This is a genomic window from Amycolatopsis sp. WGS_07 (assembly GCF_045278895.1).
In the GTDB taxonomy this organism is placed as follows: domain Bacteria; phylum Actinomycetota; class Actinomycetes; order Mycobacteriales; family Pseudonocardiaceae; genus Amycolatopsis.
The window spans coordinates 3211166-3227408 of the sequence record NZ_CP136053.1 but is presented as its reverse complement, the minus strand read 5'-3'; the positions used below and the strand labels follow the sequence as shown (position 1 = coordinate 3227408).

Annotated in this window: 15 protein-coding genes; 8 read left to right on the top strand and 7 right to left on the bottom strand. The window is 68.6% G+C overall.

Annotation, left to right across the window (positions count from 1 at the left end; all coding sequences use genetic code 11):
* Nucleotide 1: 1 nt before the first annotated feature.
* Nucleotides 2-1246, top strand: a complete 1245-nt coding sequence (locus RPX00_RS15280) for a hypothetical protein (protein ID WP_406640188.1) — start codon at nt 2-4, stop codon at nt 1244-1246.
* A 437-nt stretch (nt 1247-1683) separates the two neighbouring features.
* Here RPX00_RS15280 and RPX00_RS15275 read toward each other — a convergent pair whose 3' ends face one another.
* Nucleotides 1684-2217, bottom strand: a complete 534-nt coding sequence (locus tag RPX00_RS15275) for a hypothetical protein (protein ID WP_406640187.1) — start codon at nt 2215-2217, stop codon at nt 1684-1686.
* Nucleotides 2218-2235: 18 nt separating this feature from the next.
* Between RPX00_RS15275 and RPX00_RS15270 the strand changes: the two genes are divergently transcribed.
* On the top strand, nt 2236-3459 hold the full coding sequence (locus RPX00_RS15270; protein ID WP_406640186.1) for a LysR family transcriptional regulator: 1224 nt from the start codon (nt 2236-2238) through the stop codon (nt 3457-3459).
* A 415-nt stretch (nt 3460-3874) separates the two neighbouring features.
* Here RPX00_RS15270 and RPX00_RS15265 read toward each other — a convergent pair whose 3' ends face one another.
* The 4 genes from RPX00_RS15265 to RPX00_RS15250 all read right to left on the bottom strand — a co-directional run bounded on the left by RPX00_RS15265 (nt 3875) and on the right by RPX00_RS15250 (nt 5941).
* Nucleotides 3875-4243 carry a DUF427 domain-containing protein gene (locus RPX00_RS15265; RefSeq protein WP_406640185.1) on the bottom strand — a complete coding sequence of 123 codons (369 nt, stop codon included), beginning with the start codon at nt 4241-4243 and terminating at the stop codon, nt 3875-3877.
* A gap of 66 nt (nt 4244-4309) precedes the next feature.
* Entirely contained in the window at nt 4310-5023 is a 714-nt protein-coding gene (locus tag RPX00_RS15260; protein WP_406642929.1) for a S1 family peptidase, read from the bottom strand.
* A 167-nt stretch (nt 5024-5190) separates the two neighbouring features.
* A complete protein-coding gene (locus RPX00_RS15255) occupies nt 5191-5553 on the bottom strand; it encodes a hypothetical protein (protein ID WP_406642927.1) in 363 nt (120 codons plus the stop codon).
* A 22-nt stretch (nt 5554-5575) separates the two neighbouring features.
* On the bottom strand, nt 5576-5941 hold the full coding sequence (locus RPX00_RS15250; protein WP_406640184.1) for a hypothetical protein: 366 nt from the start codon (nt 5939-5941) through the stop codon (nt 5576-5578).
* A gap of 317 nt (nt 5942-6258) precedes the next feature.
* Between RPX00_RS15250 and RPX00_RS15245 the strand changes: the two genes are divergently transcribed.
* The 5 genes from RPX00_RS15245 to RPX00_RS15225 all read left to right on the top strand — a co-directional run bounded on the left by RPX00_RS15245 (nt 6259) and on the right by RPX00_RS15225 (nt 12796).
* Nucleotides 6259-8643 carry a lanthionine synthetase LanC family protein gene (locus RPX00_RS15245; protein WP_406640183.1) on the top strand — a complete coding sequence of 795 codons (2385 nt, stop codon included), beginning with the start codon at nt 6259-6261 and terminating at the stop codon, nt 8641-8643.
* A gap of 388 nt (nt 8644-9031) precedes the next feature.
* On the top strand, nt 9032-11398 hold the full coding sequence (locus tag RPX00_RS15240) for a nitrate- and nitrite sensing domain-containing protein (RefSeq protein ID WP_406640182.1): 2367 nt from the start codon (nt 9032-9034) through the stop codon (nt 11396-11398).
* A gap of 42 nt (nt 11399-11440) precedes the next feature.
* The gene (locus RPX00_RS15235) at nt 11441-11866 is read left to right on the top strand and encodes a roadblock/LC7 domain-containing protein (RefSeq protein WP_009071597.1); all 426 of its coding nucleotides are present in this window, start codon (nt 11441-11443) and stop codon (nt 11864-11866) included.
* On the top strand, nt 11863-12228 hold the full coding sequence (locus RPX00_RS15230; protein ID WP_406640181.1) for a DUF742 domain-containing protein: 366 nt from the start codon (nt 11863-11865) through the stop codon (nt 12226-12228). The genes RPX00_RS15235 and RPX00_RS15230 overlap by 4 nt, the downstream gene beginning before the upstream one ends.
* On the top strand, nt 12209-12796 hold the full coding sequence (locus RPX00_RS15225) for a GTP-binding protein (protein ID WP_406640180.1): 588 nt from the start codon (nt 12209-12211) through the stop codon (nt 12794-12796). Before RPX00_RS15230 ends, RPX00_RS15225 begins: the two co-directional genes overlap by 20 nt.
* A gap of 65 nt (nt 12797-12861) precedes the next feature.
* On the opposite strand, the gene RPX00_RS15220 is transcribed toward RPX00_RS15225, so the two are convergent.
* Nucleotides 12862-14235, bottom strand: coding sequence for a tryptophanase (locus tag RPX00_RS15220; protein ID WP_406640179.1), 1374 nt, complete (start codon nt 14233-14235; stop codon nt 12862-12864).
* A gap of 45 nt (nt 14236-14280) precedes the next feature.
* Nucleotides 14281-15378: a tryptophan dimethylallyltransferase family protein gene (locus tag RPX00_RS15215; protein ID WP_406640178.1), complete on the bottom strand. Its 1098-nt coding sequence runs from the start codon at nt 15376-15378 to the stop codon at nt 14281-14283.
* A 318-nt stretch (nt 15379-15696) separates the two neighbouring features.
* Here RPX00_RS15215 and RPX00_RS15210 point away from each other — a divergent pair, with 318 nt between their 5' ends.
* Nucleotides 15697-16236 (top strand): DinB family protein, encoded by a 540-nt coding sequence (locus RPX00_RS15210; protein ID WP_406640176.1) that lies wholly within the window; start codon nt 15697-15699, stop codon nt 16234-16236.
* Nucleotides 16237-16243: the final 7 nt, after the last annotated feature.

Genomic DNA, 16243 nt, shown 5'->3' with positions numbered 1-16243 from the left:
CATGAAATTCTGGGAGCCGATCAAGCAGTACCTCGACCAGCACCAAGAGCTGACGATGCCGATCGAGGACATCGTCAAGGCGGTACAGGCCTCGGACCCCAGCGGATGGCACGAAGGAACCGCCGCGGCGCGGGAACTGGCCGCCGAGCAGGAAATGCTCAGCCAGGACCTGTCCGGGACGTTGACGAAGCTGGAATCGTCCTGGACCGGCGAGGGAGCAGACCTCGTGGCCGAGCGGCTGCGCAAAGTCCGTGCCTCGATGGTCGACGCGCACCAAGCCTTCTCCGCCAACGAAAACACCCACTCCACCGGCATCGCCCTGCACGAGAATCTGCGCAACCAGCTCACGTCGATCCCGCCCGCGCCCACCGGCGACCTGGCGCCCACGGTGGGCCTGATGAACGCGGACGTCCTCTCCCAATTCGCCGAGCACGGCAGCGCGCAGCAGAAAAACCTTGAGACGTACGAGAAATTCACCTCGGACAGCCAGGGCAACACCCAGCAACTGAAGGTCGACTACGGCAAAATCGGCGCCTACGACGGCGGCGACCTGACCATCCAGCAGCAACATCCCGACACAGCAACAAAACCCAGCCCCGATCCTTCTCATCGCTCCCCGGCCGCACCCGGCCCGACGTCCGGGCCGGGCGCTGCGTACCACGGCTCGCCTCCGCACACCTCCCCCGTCACGAACGGGCCGGAGTACTCCGCGCCAGGGAACGACCACACGAGCACGTCCGGATACACCCCACCACCGGCCTCGGGGTCCACTGTGGACAACCCATGGCGCGGCGGAACGAAAACTCCCCCAATACCGGGCCCAGGGAACGATTTCGGCATCACCCCGATCGCCGGGCCTGACGTATCCGGCAGAAGCGGCGGTATCTCGGAACGGCTAGGCAGCCCCGGACGGACCGGCAGCGTCCCCGGCAAACTCGGCGACTCGGGACGGCCCGGCAGCGGAGGCACCTCCGGACGCCCAGGCGGCGGTTCCGGACGGTTCGGCGGCGAAGCGGGCCCGCGGACCGGCGAAGGCGCGGCTTCCCGAGTCAGCGCAGAACGTGGTGCCACCGGCGGAAAAGGCACGCCCGGCGCGGTGGCCCCCGGCGGTCAACGCGGCAAGGGCGAGGAGGACGAAGAGCACCAACGCAAGTACGTCCTCGACGTCGACCTCTTCGCCGAGGACGGCACCGCCGTGGACCCGGAAACCGGGATGCGTCCGACGCCGCCGACTCTTGGTGCATAGCACGCTCGCGCCGAACCCCCAAGACCGGCGCGAAGCGGTGCTTCACTGGTACGACTAGCCGAATTCCGCTCCCGCCGACCGGCTGGTTCCGCGACCCGGTCCCGCCTCGCCGCAGGTCAGACGGCGAGGCGGAACTCCCCTCTCGCGGAACTCCCCTCGGGCGTCGCTCCCCTCAAGCGCTGCCCGTCGAACGTCCCCCTCCAGCAGCCCGCCCCCGCTGTCCCCTCCGGACGCTGCCAAACAGCCCTTCCGAGCAACTGCCCCTCACCAGCCGCCCCGGCAGTCATTCCGGGTGCTGCCCCTCAACAGCCACCGCTCAACTGCTTGGGCACCCGTCCCTCAACAGCCACAATCCCTCGCGAGCGGCACGACCCCTCAGACGTCCCGCCCGCAAGCGCCGCTTCCCCGCGAGCGCCGCCCCAGCTTCGGCCAGGTCCTCAGACCGCGAACGCCGCCGCCTTGCGGGCGATCACCGCGTTCTTCCTGGCGCGGACCGCCCGGTTGGCCCCGGGCAGCCACTGCACGACGAGTACCGCCAGCAGGCTCAGCACCGCGATCGCGTCGAAGGCGTTGAGCAGCGGCGGGTTCAGGTCGATCAGGTCGCGCAGGCCAAGGCCGATGCCGAAGACCGCGAACACCGTCAGCACCACCCGGGCCCAGTTGTGCGCGGCGAGCACCATCGCGGCCGACACCAAGGTCACCAGGCCGATGACCAGCCAAATCGCCGCGCGGCTGTTGAACGACGACATGGCGATCCCGGTCAGGTCGTCCGCCGTCAGCAGACCGCTCGAGGCCAGGTCGTGGCCTTCGGCCTGCAGGTAGTCCTGCACCGCGGGGCGGATCAGGCCCTCGCCCTGCACCAGCACCATCGCACCCCACAGCAGCCCGCTGAGCGCGCCGATCAGCCCCAGCCCCCCGCCGATGGTCAGGGTGCGGGAACGACGCGCGCCGGTGGAACTGTACGAACTCACTTCTGTCGAACTCCTTGGATGAGCAATCGAATCAAGCGTGACGGAGTTTCCCGCCGACTGCTTGCGCCGTCCACCGGTTCGCCGATATTATCTGCAGATTTTTTTAACTGGCCGCGAGATCAGGAGAGCCGGGTTAGGCTCTCCGGCGTCCGAGAAGTGAACGCAGAAGGCGAGCTTTGCCAGATGTCCGCACCCAGCCCGTTCCGATCGCCGTCGTTCAACGTCCTCAGCCGGCTCCTGCGCTCGTCACCGGCCCTGCTGGACACGACGTTCGACCAGTTGCGCACGCTGATCACGGTCGCGGAAACCGGAACCGCCCTCGCCGCGGCCCGCACTCTCGGCCGCGACCAGTCCAGTGTGCAGAAACAACTCGACACCCTCAACCGCAATTTTTCGGAATTGTGCGGAGAACCATTATTGCACCGCCAGGGACGCGGCCGAGACGTTCTTTTTACCGACACCGGACGCGCGGTAGCGCAGCAAGCCCGCCGCACGCTCACCGAATGGCTGGACACCATTCACGAATGCCGCCGCGAACTCGGCGGAACATTGACCGTCGGCGCGACCCGCTACACCCTCGGCAGCCTCGCGCACGCCGGCGATCTCGTCGCCGAGCAGTTCCGCGCCCGCGACATCGAGCTGAACGTGGTGCACGTGCGCACCAAGGACCTGATCGACCGCCTGCTGGCCAAGGACGTGGACCTGGTCTGCGGCAGCGTCGTCACGACCAACGCGCTCGACACCGTCGACGTGCTGGAATGGCGGCGCAGCGGACTCGGCATCGTGACCAATATGGACACTCCGCGCGCGGGCGAGCCCGTGTCCACGAGCCAATTGCCGACGCTGCCGCTCGTCGTGCCCAGCGGCGGCGTGATCAATGACTTTATGCGCGGCTGGTTCGGCTCCGACTACCGCAACCGGCTCGACATCGTAGCCGAGATCGACTCCGCGCAATACGGATTCGAACTGCTCCGTTCGGGTCTGATCCGCGGCTGCATGCTCGTCACCCAAGGCCTCGGCGAGGCGGCAGGCGAAAACCGCCTGCACGCCGCATCCGGATTGCGCACAATCACCCTCGTCGACGACATCGAGCCAAAACTCGAACTGCTAGTAGGCGTGTTCGCCCGCCGCGGCGAACGGTCCTCGTACCCGGACAGCCACCCGCTCAACCTGCTGTGGAACGCGCTGCACCAGGCCGGGGAGGCCTCATGGCTCGAGGACGACGGAGCCGCCGCTCGCTGAGCCCGCTGATCCGCGCTCGGGCAGGATCAGCACCGGCCCGGAGTCAGCCGCGGGTCAGGGCAGAACGAGCCAGCACCCGCAGCAGGCCAGAACTGGCACGGAGCCAGTACCCGCCGCGCACCCGGATCGGCACCGGCCAAAGACCAGCCGAGGACCACACCCAGTTGCGGACCAGGACCAGGACCGAGGCCAGGACGGGGCCAGCACGCGTCCGCGCACCAAGGCCAGCCACGGATGCCGTTGACTGGCCGCGAATCGCGGGCGTCCAGGGTCTCGCGAGTGCCGATGCCGGTCCTAACCGGCGTAAACACGCACGACTGGCCAGCCACGGGTGCCGTTGACTGGCCGCGAATCGCGGGCGTCCAGGGTCTCGTAAGCGCCGATACCGGCCCTCACCGGCCTAAACCCGCACGCCTCAGCCAGCCACCTCCTCAATCTCCACCCGGTCCGGATAAAACGCGACATGCCCCTTGATCGGAGCCACCGCGTCATACGGCTCCTCGTAAACCCACACCGCGTTCTCGCCGTCCGGCACCACAGTGAGGCTGTAGTACGACGCATCCCCCTTGTACGGACAATGCGTCCGGTGCTCAGTCGGCGACAGCATCGCCAGGTCCACATCCTCCAGCGGGATGTACTGCACCGGCGGGTAACTCGCCTCCCGCAGCACCTGCGCGCGGGTGGTGTCGGCGACGGTGCGGTCGCCCGCCTTGACCACCACCCGCGCGGGGTTCGGCTCAACGGTGATCGGGTGGTCCGGCCCCGGGATCAGCTTGTCGGGCATCGTTCTCCTCCTCCGCGCAACGGAAGCGGTGCGCACTCCCAACACTAGGCCGGACCACCGACAAAATCAGACTCCGGCGACCTGCGAGATCCAGCTCCGGTACTGCGTGATGTTGGTGTAGGCGGTGCTGTACTGCCGGTCGCTGGTCGACGCGACGCCCACCTGGTGCCCGGACGCGAACATCGGACCGCCCGAGTCGCCGCCTGCGGTGATGCCGTCGATCCGGTTGGCGCAGACCGCGACGCCACCTTCGTAGTCGCTGCACTGCGGCGAGGTCACGCGCACATTGGCCACCTTCAGGTACCGCGACTGGCAGTTGATCTCCGAACCGCAGCGGCTCGTCGCGCCCCAGCCGTAGACCTGCACGGTCTGCCCGGTGCGGACGTCGCCCGACGTGCCGAGCGGGGAGTACGTCGCGTTCACCGAGGTGGACAGGCGCACGATGGCCAGGTCAGCGGCACCGGGGTAGCGGGTGATCGCGGCGCCGGTGGCCATCGTGCCGCCGCTGCTCTGGTCGAGGCTGCCGATGCGGAAGGTATACGTACCACTGGAGGCGACGCAGTGTTTCGCGGTGAGGATGTACTGCGGCGCGATGATCGTGGACGTGCAGTTCTGCCTGCCGTTCACGAACAGCCGCGCCGCCCACGGGGCGTTGGAGGCGTAGCCGCCGCCGATGATCGCCGGCGTCGAGGTCGGTCCGGTGGCGGCACCGGCCTGACCGGCGAATCCGGCTAGGCCAAGCGCGGTAGCGAGCACGAGGAAACAGGTGCGCAAACGCATGGTCGCTCGTTTCTGCGGCGTCGTCGCCGCGGTTCCGGTGGGGACGGGGCCTTCGATCATCGGCACCGCGCGCGGGAACCAGAACCGGCGAAAGTAGCCGGGGACCACCTGTTCTTCTTCTGCCGACGCCGCTACGGACAGTTCCGCGTACTGTTCCGGCGAAAGGCTCAGGCAGCGACCCGGCTCCGGCGCAGCCAGTACAGGCCGATCACCGGAAGCACCAGCGGGATGAACAGGTACCCCTGGCCGTACACCGACCACACCGTGGCGTCCGGGAACGCCTTCCGGTCGAAAATGCTCAGGGTGCCCACGGTCAGCACGCCCAGCAGCTCGACCGTGCAAGCGGCGAGCGCGATCCGCCACCACGTGCGGCCGCCGCGGGCGAGCGCGATCGTGGCCAGGATGTAGACCAGCGCGGCGAAGGCCGACAGCAGGTACGCGAGCGGCGCCTCGTGGAACTTCGTGCCGATCTGGACGCCCGCCCGCGACGTCGCGGCGAGCGCGAAGATGGCGTACACCGCGACCAGGATCCGGCCGGGACCGGTGGCCGTCTTACGCGCTTGCTCCACTCCACACCTCGTTCAGTCGCAGCACCATCACCGGAATGGCCAGGCAGGCGATGCCGAGCACGACCGTGCTCGACCGGCTCTGCTCGGCCAGCGCCCACGCCGCGCCGACCGGCAGCACGACGAGGCAGCCGATCAGGTAGGCGAGATAGGTCGCGAGGCTGCCCGGATGGTGCCCGCCGACGAGCAGCACGACCCCGATCACGAGCTGGGCGACCAGCAGGACCTCGATCACGGCGAGCGCGACGAGCAGCGGGGTGTCCGGCAGCCGCTTGCGCGCCGCCTGGACGAAACTCCACAGCGCGACCAGCAGCGCGCACCCGGCCACCGCTATCGCGAACCCGAAGATCACCCGTTCCTCCTTTTGCCCGCCGGGCTCAACGTACCCGCCCGGTCCGCCGCCCCGGACGGGCGAGGGGCCGACGGCGTGGCCGGGACCACGTTCACCGGAACGGGTCGCTGGCATTACGTCAATTCCCGAATGCCAGGGAAAACCCGCTCGACCGGGCGACGGGGAATCACCCTCAGTCGGCGAGAGCCGGTTTTATCCTCGCCCCGCTCGGGTCCGCCGAACGCTGAAATGGCGGATTGGCGCGAGGTCGAAGCTGTGCGGGAATAGTTTCCGTCGCCGGAGAACCGGATGGCGCGCACGCGGAAGGATCCACTTTTATGAACGTCCGGCACGAGGCATTCTGCCTCGCCGATCCGTGGTTCTTCGACCGCCGGCGGGAAATCTCCGCCGACGACCTGGCCGCCGCCCCGAAAAGTCCATTGTGGACAATCGAGGAGCGCGGACATTGGCGCTTCCTGCATCCAGCTGGTGAGACATTGCCGGAACAAGGCTGGACGGTCGAGGTTTCCGCCGCCCCCGGCAACGCCGAGCGGGTACTGGACCGCGTGCGCGAGTACTGCCTGGAGCACCGGCTGCACCACCGGCACCTGCGTTCCCGGTCGATTTTCCTCGATCACAATGCCGAATATCCGACCACTCCCGGAAGCGGCGCGCTCGCCACTATTTATCCGCCCGACAACAACACTCTCGACCGGATCCTCGATGATCTTTCCGAACTCCTCACCGGTGAGCCCGGACCCGATATCGAGGGCGCGCTCCGCTGCGGAGAATGCCCGGTTCACGTGCATTACGGCGGATTCGCCGAACTGTGGACCGAACACGCCGGCGCCCGCGTGCCCGCGATCCGCAGGCCGAGCAGCGCCCTCGAACCGGAGCACCAGGGCCCGGACTTCTCGGTGCCGGACTGGGTCCGGATCCCGGACTGCGTAGCGGAGTACACCGACGCGCCCGAACCGCCGCATCCGGTCGCCGAGGTCGTCCGGCAAGCCCACGGCACCGCCGTCTACCTGGCCAAACGCGGCGGCGAGCAGGTGCTCGTCGAGGAGGCCTGGCCCTACACCGGGCTGGACAGCGACGGCGTCGACGCCGTGGCGAGGCTGGAGCGCAAGCACGACCTCCTCAAGCGGCTCGCCGGGATCCACGGCATTCCGAAGGTCTACGCATACGTCGCCGGGCAACGCCACTACCTGGTGCGGGAGTACCGGCCCGGCCTGCCGCTGGACGCCTGGCTCACCCGGCACTACCCGCTCACCCGCCGCGACTGCCCCGAAGCCGACCTCGCCGCCTACCGCAGGCAGGCGCTGTCGGTGCTGGCACAGGTCGACCGCATCGTCGCCGAAGCCCGCGAACGCGGCGTCGTCCTCGAAAATCCGCACAACATCCTGGTCGACAGCGCCGGAACCGTCTCGCTGACCGGCTTCGACCGCGACGAGACCGCCCTGCGGCTGCGCCTCTTCCTGCCACTGGCCCCGGTCTATCACCTGGTGCCCGAACGCCTCCGCTGGGCCGCCGAACTCACCGAACGCCGGTTCTCGCTGCCGGAGGGCTACGCCGACAGCATCGCGCCGCACGCCGAGCCCGCGCACATCGAACTCGACGAACCCCGTCCAGACTGGCCGCTGGTGCGCAAGCAGATCGCCGAAGCACTGCTCGCCTCCGCGACCCCGGAGCGCCGGGATCGGCTGTTCCCCGGCGACATCGACCAGTTCCGCGTCGGCGGCGCGACCTTCGGCACCGGCGCGGCGGGCGTCCTGCATTCACTGCACGTCGCGGGTGCCGGCCGCTTCCCCGACCACGAGCAATGGCTCCTCGACGCGGTACACGGAGAACAGCCGAGCCGCGCGGGTTTCTTCGACGGCAGCCACGGAATCGCTTACGTACTGGAGGAATTCGGCTATCGGACGGCCGCCAGCAGCCTGCTGGCCGCCTCCCGCGCACTGGTGGAACAAACCGTCTGCCACGACCTGGCGAGCGGCCTGGCGGGCATCGGCCTGACCCGCCTGCATTTCGCCGCCACCCGCGGGGACAACGAGTACGGCAGGCAGGCGCTGAACATCGGCATCCGGCTCGCCGAGGCGCTGGACACCGCCGAACCGCCAGGCGCGCAAGCGCAGGCCGGGCTGCTGCACGGCTGGTCCGGCCCGGCGCTGCTGTTCCTGCGGCTCTACGAACGCACTGGCGAACCGGCCTGGCTGTCGTTCGCCGACCAGGCGCTCGAACGCGATCTGGAGGAATGCGTGCCGGCACTGGACGGCTCGCTGCCGGTCCGCGACGGCAACCGGGGTGCGCGCCGCGGCGCGGGCATCGGCAGCGCCGGGATTCTGATCGTCACCGAACAGCTGGCGCGGTATCGCCTCGACGCGAAGGCCGCGCGCAGCCTGCCCGCGCTGCGCGTCGCGTGCCGCGGGGAGTTCGCGCTCCACCCCGGCCTGCTCAACGGCCGCTGCGGGCTCGCCGCCGGGCTGGCGTTCAGCAGCACCCCGGACCGGCGCACGCAGGACGCGATCGACCGGCACCTGACCCGGCTTTCGTGGTACGCCGTCCCGTTCCGCGGCGGCCTTGCCTTCCCGGGCACTCGCCTGCTACGACTGTCCGCCGACGTCGCCACCGGCGGCGCCGGAGTCCTGCGCACCCTCTCCGCGCTCCAGGACGGCACCGAACTGCTCCCGTTCCTCGGGCCGACCCCGAGGATCAGCCATTAGTCCATTGTGGACAGCAGTTGTCGACATGTCACTTCAGCGACAGTTCCACCCCACGGAACACTGAATGAGGATCCGGCCACTTTTTGAATCACTCATTCAGAGCAGCCCACTGGTCCGAAAACCGCAGCCGGGGCCGGGGCCTCGGCAAATGCCGGGGGAACTCGGCGCTACGGTCGGTAACCGTCGTCAAGACGGCGTTCGGCGGCTCGTTCAGCGGAACCACGCGGCCCTCGTTCGTGATAGAAACCGGGGCTGTTCCGTTCGGTGGGCCTACGAAGGGTGTATCCGAGATTTCCGTGACGAGGACCACTCGCACCCACTGGCGTGTCCGCTTCCCCGGCCGTGTCCGCACTCTCGCCGAGGGTGACCCAGGAGTTCGTGAATCATCGTGGAGAACAAGGACGATCCCGGCAAGGCGTACGACAAGTCGATCCGGAAAAGGCTGACCCGGACGGTCCTGATCCCGAGCATCACCCTGCTCGTGCTGTGGGCGGTGCTGGCGACGGCCTTCTTCATCAACGGCTTGTACGTGCGGCTCGTGGCCGGCTCGGTGCGTGACGTGTCGATCCCCGCGCTCACCGCGTTGTCGTCGCTGCAGCAGGAACGCCAGCTGGCCCTGCAGTACCTCGACAGCCCCAGTTCCGGCCCGCAGCAACTGCAGCAGCAGGAACAGGACAGCGACGGGAAGCTGAAGGGCCTGCAGGAAGCCTTCGCGGCCACCATTTCCAGCGCGCCGGACGAGATCGCCAGCAAGGTCACCGCGCTGAAGGCGCAGCTCGACCAGTTGCCGGTGCTGCGCTCGCAGGTCAACTTCCGCAGCATCAACCGCTCGCAGGTCAACGCCTACTACAACGGCGTACTCGACTCCGCGGCGACGCTGTTCGACACCCAGGCGCGCATCGTCCCCGACGCGACCGCGGTGCAGGGCGCCATCTCGGCGACCTCGCTCTTCCGGGCGGGCGACCTGATGTCGCGCGAGACGTCGCTGGTGTCCGCGGCGTTCTCCGGCAACAACTTCGCCCCCGACGACTTCGTCGAGTTCTCCCAGCTCGTCGGCTACTACCGCACGCAGCTGGCGCAGATCTCGCCGTTCCTCGAACCGGCGGTGCGCCAGCATTACGAGCAGCTCTCCGCGAGCGACGCGTGGAAACGGCTCAACGCGGCCGAAGACTCGCTGATCAAACGCGGTCCGTGGACCAGCAGCGACCAGAGCAGCGTGCCGGTCTCGGCGGGCGACTGGCACGCGCTGACCGCGCAGGTCGCCCAAGGTCTGAACCAGCTCACCATCGAACAGGCCGACCAGGTCTCCGCCGCCGCGATCGACTCCGGGAACGCGCAGCTGCGCAACGCGATCATCGGCAGCATCGTGGCCCTGCTCGCCTCGCTGGCCGCGATCATCGTCGCGGTGCGGGTGTCGCGTTCGCTCGTCGACCGGACCCTGATGACCCGGCTCGAACGGCTGCGCAACGACTCGCTCGACCTCGCGCGCAACCGGCTGCCGAACATCGTCGGCAGGCTCAAGAGCGGCGATCCGGTGGACATCGAGGCCGAGCTGCCGAAACTGGACCACGGCCGGGACGAGATCGGCCAGGTGGCCGAAGCGTTCAACACCGCGCAGCTCACCGCGGTCAACGCGGCGGCGAGCGAGGCGAAGGCGCGCAGCGGTGTGCACAACGTGTTCCTCGGCATCGCCCACCGCAACCAGGTATTGGTGCACCGGCAGCTGCAGATCTTGGACGAAATGGAAAGCCGCGAAGAGAACTCGACCCAGCTGGCGTCGCTGTTCCAGCTGGACCACCTCGCCGCGCGCGCCCGGCGGACCACGGAGAACCTGATCATCCTCGGCGGCAAGCAGCCCGGACGGCGCTGGCGCAAGCCGGTTTCGCTGATGGAGGTGCTGCGCGCGGCCGTGTCGGAAACCGAGCAGTACTCGCGGGTGCAGGTCGAACAGGTGCCGGACGTCGCGATCGTCGGCACCGCGGTCGCGGACACCATTCACCTCGTCGCCGAACTGGTGGACAACGCGACGTCGTTCTCCCCGCCCGGTTCCCAGGTCGAGGTGACCAGCCGGATGGTCGCCCGCGGCGTCGTGGTCGACGTGTCCGACCAGGGGCTCGGCATGAAGGAGGGCGTGCGCGAGTGGGCCAACGCGATGATGGCCGACGCGCCCGAATTCGACGCGATGGCGCTGCGCGCGGACTCCAGCCTCGGCCTGTTCGTGGTCGCGCGGCTGGCCTCGCGGCTCGGCATCACGGTCACCTTCGACCCGTCGCGCTACGGCGGCACCCGGGCGACCGTGCTGATCCCGTCGAGCCACCTCGCCGACGCGAATGCCCCCGAGCCCGACGAAGCTCCGGCGCTCGCCCAGGTCGGCGCGCCGGCGCAGGAAAGCGCCGCCCAGCGGCCAGCCCCGGAGGCACCGCAGCCGGCCCCGCGGCCGTACCCGGCCCGCCCGCTGCCGACGCCGACCCCGCGGACTTCGCCGGAGCCGTATCCCCCGTCCGCGGGCCAGATCCCGGACGTCCCGGCCGCGCCGCGCGCCGAGGAACCGGACCTCAGCGGGCTGCAGGGCGACGACCGGCCCCGGCTCCCGCGCCGGCAGCCGCAGCAGAATCTCGTCGCCCAGCTGCACGACGACCCGAACGCCGAGGCCGCCGACGCTGACGTCACCAACGCGGGCGAGACCACCGCGCGGACGCTGATGGCGTTCCACAAGGGCACCCGCCGGGCGCGAGGCGGGCAAAATGAGTCATAACGACCGCACACCTCACCACACCGAAAGTCAGGGTCTGTCCGCATGAACGAGTACGGGAACTCCACCCCCGATCTCAACTGGCTGCTCGACGACGTCGTCAACCGCGTCGTCGGCGCGCAGAACGCCATCGTGCTGTCCGCCGACGGCCTGCTGCTCGGCAAGTCGTCCGGGATGAGCAAGGACGACTCGGACCAGCTCTCGGCCATCGCGTCGAGCCTGCAGAGCCTCGCCAAAGGGGTGAGCAGGCAGTTCAACCGCGGGCCGGTGCTGCAGAACATGATCGAGATGGAACGCGGGTACCTCTTCGTCTCGGCCGCGGGGCAGGGCGCGTGCCTCGCCGTGCTCGCCGGTGCGGACATCGACGTCGAAATGATCGCGTACGAGATGAACCGACTGGTCAAGCGCGTCGGCGACTACCTGGCGTCGGCGCCGCGCGAGGCCGCGAACCTGCTGCGGGAGGCGACGTGACTGAGGATGGCTGGTACGACGAGGCCGCCGGACCTTTGGTCCGGCCGTACACGATCACCAGCGGACGGACCCCGTCCGAACACCAGCTCGACCTCTCCACCCAGGTGATGACCCTGCAGCAGGGATCGGACCCGGTCGGGCTCGGCCCGGAGCACCTCGCGATCACCCAGCTGTGCCGCAGACCCTTGTCGGTGGCCGAGATCGCGGTGTACGTGAAGCTGCCGCTCGGCGTCGTGCGCGTGCTGTGCGGGGACCTGATCGACCGCGGCCTCGTCATCACCCGCGCCCCGTCCCGTCAGCCGGCCCAGGTGCCGGACCACGAAACTCTCCAGGCGGTTCTCGATGGCCTCATCAAGCTCTGACGACGCCGCGGCGTCGGTCCCGACGCCGGTCAAGATCATCGTCGCCGGCGGGTTCGGCGCCGGGAAGACGACCATGGTCGCCTCGGTCAGCGAAATCCCGCCGCTGTCCACCGAGGAGGTGCTCACCGAGGCGAGCACCGGCGTCGACGACCTGTCCGGCGTCGAGCAGAAGAAGACCACCACGGTCGCGCTCGACTTCGGCCGGATCACCATCTCCCCGCGGCACGTGCTGTACCTCTTCGGCACCCCTGGCCAGGAACGGTTCTGGTTCATGTGGGACGACCTGGCGCGCGGCGCGATCGGCACCATCGTGCTCGTCGACACGCGCAGGCTGGAGACCAGCTTCGCGGCGGTCGATTTCTTCGAGCGGCGGAAGATCCCGTTCGTCGTGGCGGTGAACTGCTTCGACAACGCGCCCCGCTACACCCCGGACGAGATCCGCGAGGCGCTCGTGGTGCCCGACGGCGTGCCGATCGTGATGTGCGACGCGCGGCAGCGCGATTCGAGCAAGATCGCGCTGATCCGGCTGGTGAAGCACGCGATGACGGTGGTCCCGCAGCCCGCCTGAGGCGGGCTTTCCCGACCAGCGAGGGGGTTCCCGGCGCGGGGAGCCCCCTCGTTCGCGTTCTGTCCTTAGTGGACCGGGGCCATCCGGAGATTGAAGTGGCGCAGGATCTTCGGCGCCTCGACGATCCGGTAGCCCGGCACCTTCTCCGGATTCGCCGCGATGTCGCCGAGGATTTCGGCCACGTAGTCGTAGTGGCCCTGGCTGTACACGCGCCGCGGCAGCGCCATCCGGACCAGCTCGAACGGGGCCGGGGTGATCAGCTCGTTCTGCTCGTCGAGGGTGCCGAGGTAGAGCGAACCCAGTTCCACACAACGGATTCCACCCGCCAGGTACAGCTCGCAGGCCAGCGAGTGGCCGGGGAACCGGGACGCGGACAGATGCGGCAGCAGGCGTCCGGCGTTGAGATAGAGCGCGTGGATGCCCGGCGGTTGCACAATGTCCACACCGGCGTCGTTGGCCTGCTTCGCGAGCCGTGCCGCTTCGGCGGCGCGCGCGGCCAGATAGTGCGGATCGACGACTTCCTGCAGGCCCTTGGCGACGCGATCGAGGTCGTGCGCGCCGAGCCCGCCGTAGGTGCGGAAGCCCTCGGTGGCGATCAGGTTGGTTTCACAGCGTTGCGCGAGTTCCGGGTCGGTCAGGCCGATGAACGCGCCCATCGGCGAGATGCCGTCCTTCTTCAGGCTCGCGACACAGCCGTCGACCAGGCCGAACGCCTCCCGCGCGACCTCGTGCGGCGTCTTGTCCGCGTAGCCGGGTTCGCGCTGGATGACCAGCCACGCGTTCTCCGCGAACCGTGCGGCATCAAGGAAAACCGGCACCCCGTGTGTCCGCGCGAGCTTCGCCGCCGCGGCCAGGTTGGCCATCGAGACCGGCTGTCCGCCGCCGCCGTTGTTGGTGATGGTGAGCAGCACCTGGCCGACGCGGTGCCCGTCCGGGCCGGTCAGGAGGCGTTCGAGGGCGTCGAGGTCGATGTTGCCCTTGAACGGTTCGAGGCTGTCGAGGTCGCCGAACTCCGCGCACGGCAGGTCGATCGCCTCCGCGCCGAGCAGCTCGACGTTCGCCCGGGTGGTGTCGAAATGCGTATTGCTGACCGAGATCCGGCCGCTCTCCAGCACGCTGGAGAACAGCACGCGCTCGGCCGCGCGGCCCTGGTGCACCGGCAGGAGGTGCGGGTATCCGGTGAGGTCGCGCAGCGCTTCGCGGAAGCGGTAGAACGAGTCCGAGCCCGCGTACGAGCGGTCCGCGGCGACCGCGGCGGCCTCCTGCCGGGTCGAGACCGCGCCGGTGCCGGAGTCGGTGAGCAGGTCGATGCTGACCTTGTTCGCGGGCAGGTTGAAGGCGTTGTAGCCCGCCGCGGCGAGCGCCTGCTCCCGCTCCGCCCGGGTGGTGACCGGGATTTCGGCGACGACTTGGGCGCGGTACGGCGGGAAGGTCCGCATCAGGGTAATTCCTCCAGTTGTGGGTGACTGCCGAAAACTACCGCGTCAGGTCATCCGGCCGAGCACCGGCCGTTTTCTCGGCGGCGCGACCGCATAAGCCTCGGAGGACAGATAGACGGTGATTCCGGAGCCGAACTCGCCCATTCTCAGCGACACATGAGCGATCAATCCGACCCCGTCGCGCAGTGGCCTATCCGAAACCGCTGCCAGCGCTTTGTCCAGTTGTTCCGGGTCAAAGTCATACTGCGCGAGAATGGCGTGCACCCGGGCCCTGGCCACTTCGTCGTCCGGTACGTAACTCCGAATAGGGAGATAGAGACTGTAGTTTCCCGGCGTCCCGCCCATCCCTTCCACGAACGAATAACTGGACACCAATGGACGGCCCTCGAACGGCCCTTTTCCGCCGCCGAGAACGGCGAGGAATTCCCGGATCAGCATCGGGTCGACGCCGGGCACCAGCTGCCCCGCGCGCACGGCGTCCTCGGCCTCGGCGGCGTCGTGCGAGACGTACACCTTGACCCTCGACAGCGGGTCGTCGTCGAGGTCGAGCGCGAAGAAGGTGAAGTTGTCGCGCTCGCCGCGGCGCAGCGCGTGCTCGACCACCGGGTCGAACGCCTCGCCGAGGTTCAGCCGCCGGAACCCCTCGCTGACCAGGGAATCCGCCATCGTCGGACCGCTGATCTGCGGGTTCAGATACACCTTGATCTTCGGCGCGGCACCGTTGCGGAAGATCAACGAGTACCACAGCGTGAACGGCCCGCGCCGCTCGTCGTGCGGGAGGAAGAGGTCGGCCACCGCGTCGAGCCGGTCGGTGACCAGGCCGTACTCGCCGGCCACCTGAGCGAGGAACTCGCGCGGATCCGGAGCCCCGACAGTCTCGCCGAGAACCCTTACCACACATTCGCCATTGGCGTCGAATGCGACCGAGAATTCAACGGGCGTGGTGTCGTCCGCCACATTGCACGGGAACTGCGCCGGAGCGTCGACGGTCAATTCCCCGGACTCCCCGAGCAACAACCGGAGAAGATCCAGGTGACGACGTTCTTCCGGGTCGAATCCCACCGCGCGGCACAGCCGGTCGAGTTGACCACCGGCGTGACTGTACATCGACGAATCGACCATCGGCACACTCGCTCCGACCATGGCGCCCTATTCACCGTTTCATTAGTGCGTTCGGCCCCGCCGCACTACCGCCGTCCGGCCCATGAGCCGACGTGGGCCGTCCAAAAGATTAATCCCCGGAATGCCGATCACCATACCTCTGACGGAGCGACAACACCGTGCGGAATTCGTGTCTGAGTGTGCTGATCGACACCGGAATTCACCTGAATTCCGCATCGACAGAACCGGCTGGGCCAGCTACCCGGGCCCGCCATGTGGGCTAGCCCACTGCTGCACGCGGACCGTTGCCCGTGCCTCCGGTGCCGGAAAATTGTCGGTGGCGGGTGAGACGCTCGTCTCATGACGCAGACACCGAAGCATCTGTCCAAAGTCGCCGAAAGCGACCGCCCGCCGATCCCCCGCCTCGCCGGCGAACGCGAGACGCTGGTCGCCTACCTGGAGTGGCACCGCGAAACCCTCGCGCTGAAGTGCGCTGGCCTGAGCCAGGAAGCCGTGTCGACACGCGCGATCCCACCGTCCACGATGTCCCTGCACGGTTTGATCCGGCACCTGGCCAGCTGCGAACGCTGGTGGTTCCGCATCCAGTTCGCCGGCGAGGAAGTCCCACTGCTGCACTACTCGGACGACGATCCTGACCAGGACTTCGACCGCCTGGACGGCGATTTCGGCGAAGCCTTGGCACTGTGGCGCGCGGAGTGCGACCGCAGCCGGGAAATCCTGGCGGCCGCGCCGTCGCTGGACGCCCAGGGCGTGGTGAAGACGACAGGAGAACCGTTCTCGCTGCGGTGGATGCTCATGTCGATGACCGCGGAGTACGCCCGCCACAACGGCCACGCCGACTTACTGCGCGAGGTGACGGACGGTGCCACTGGGCGCTGAGGCGGAA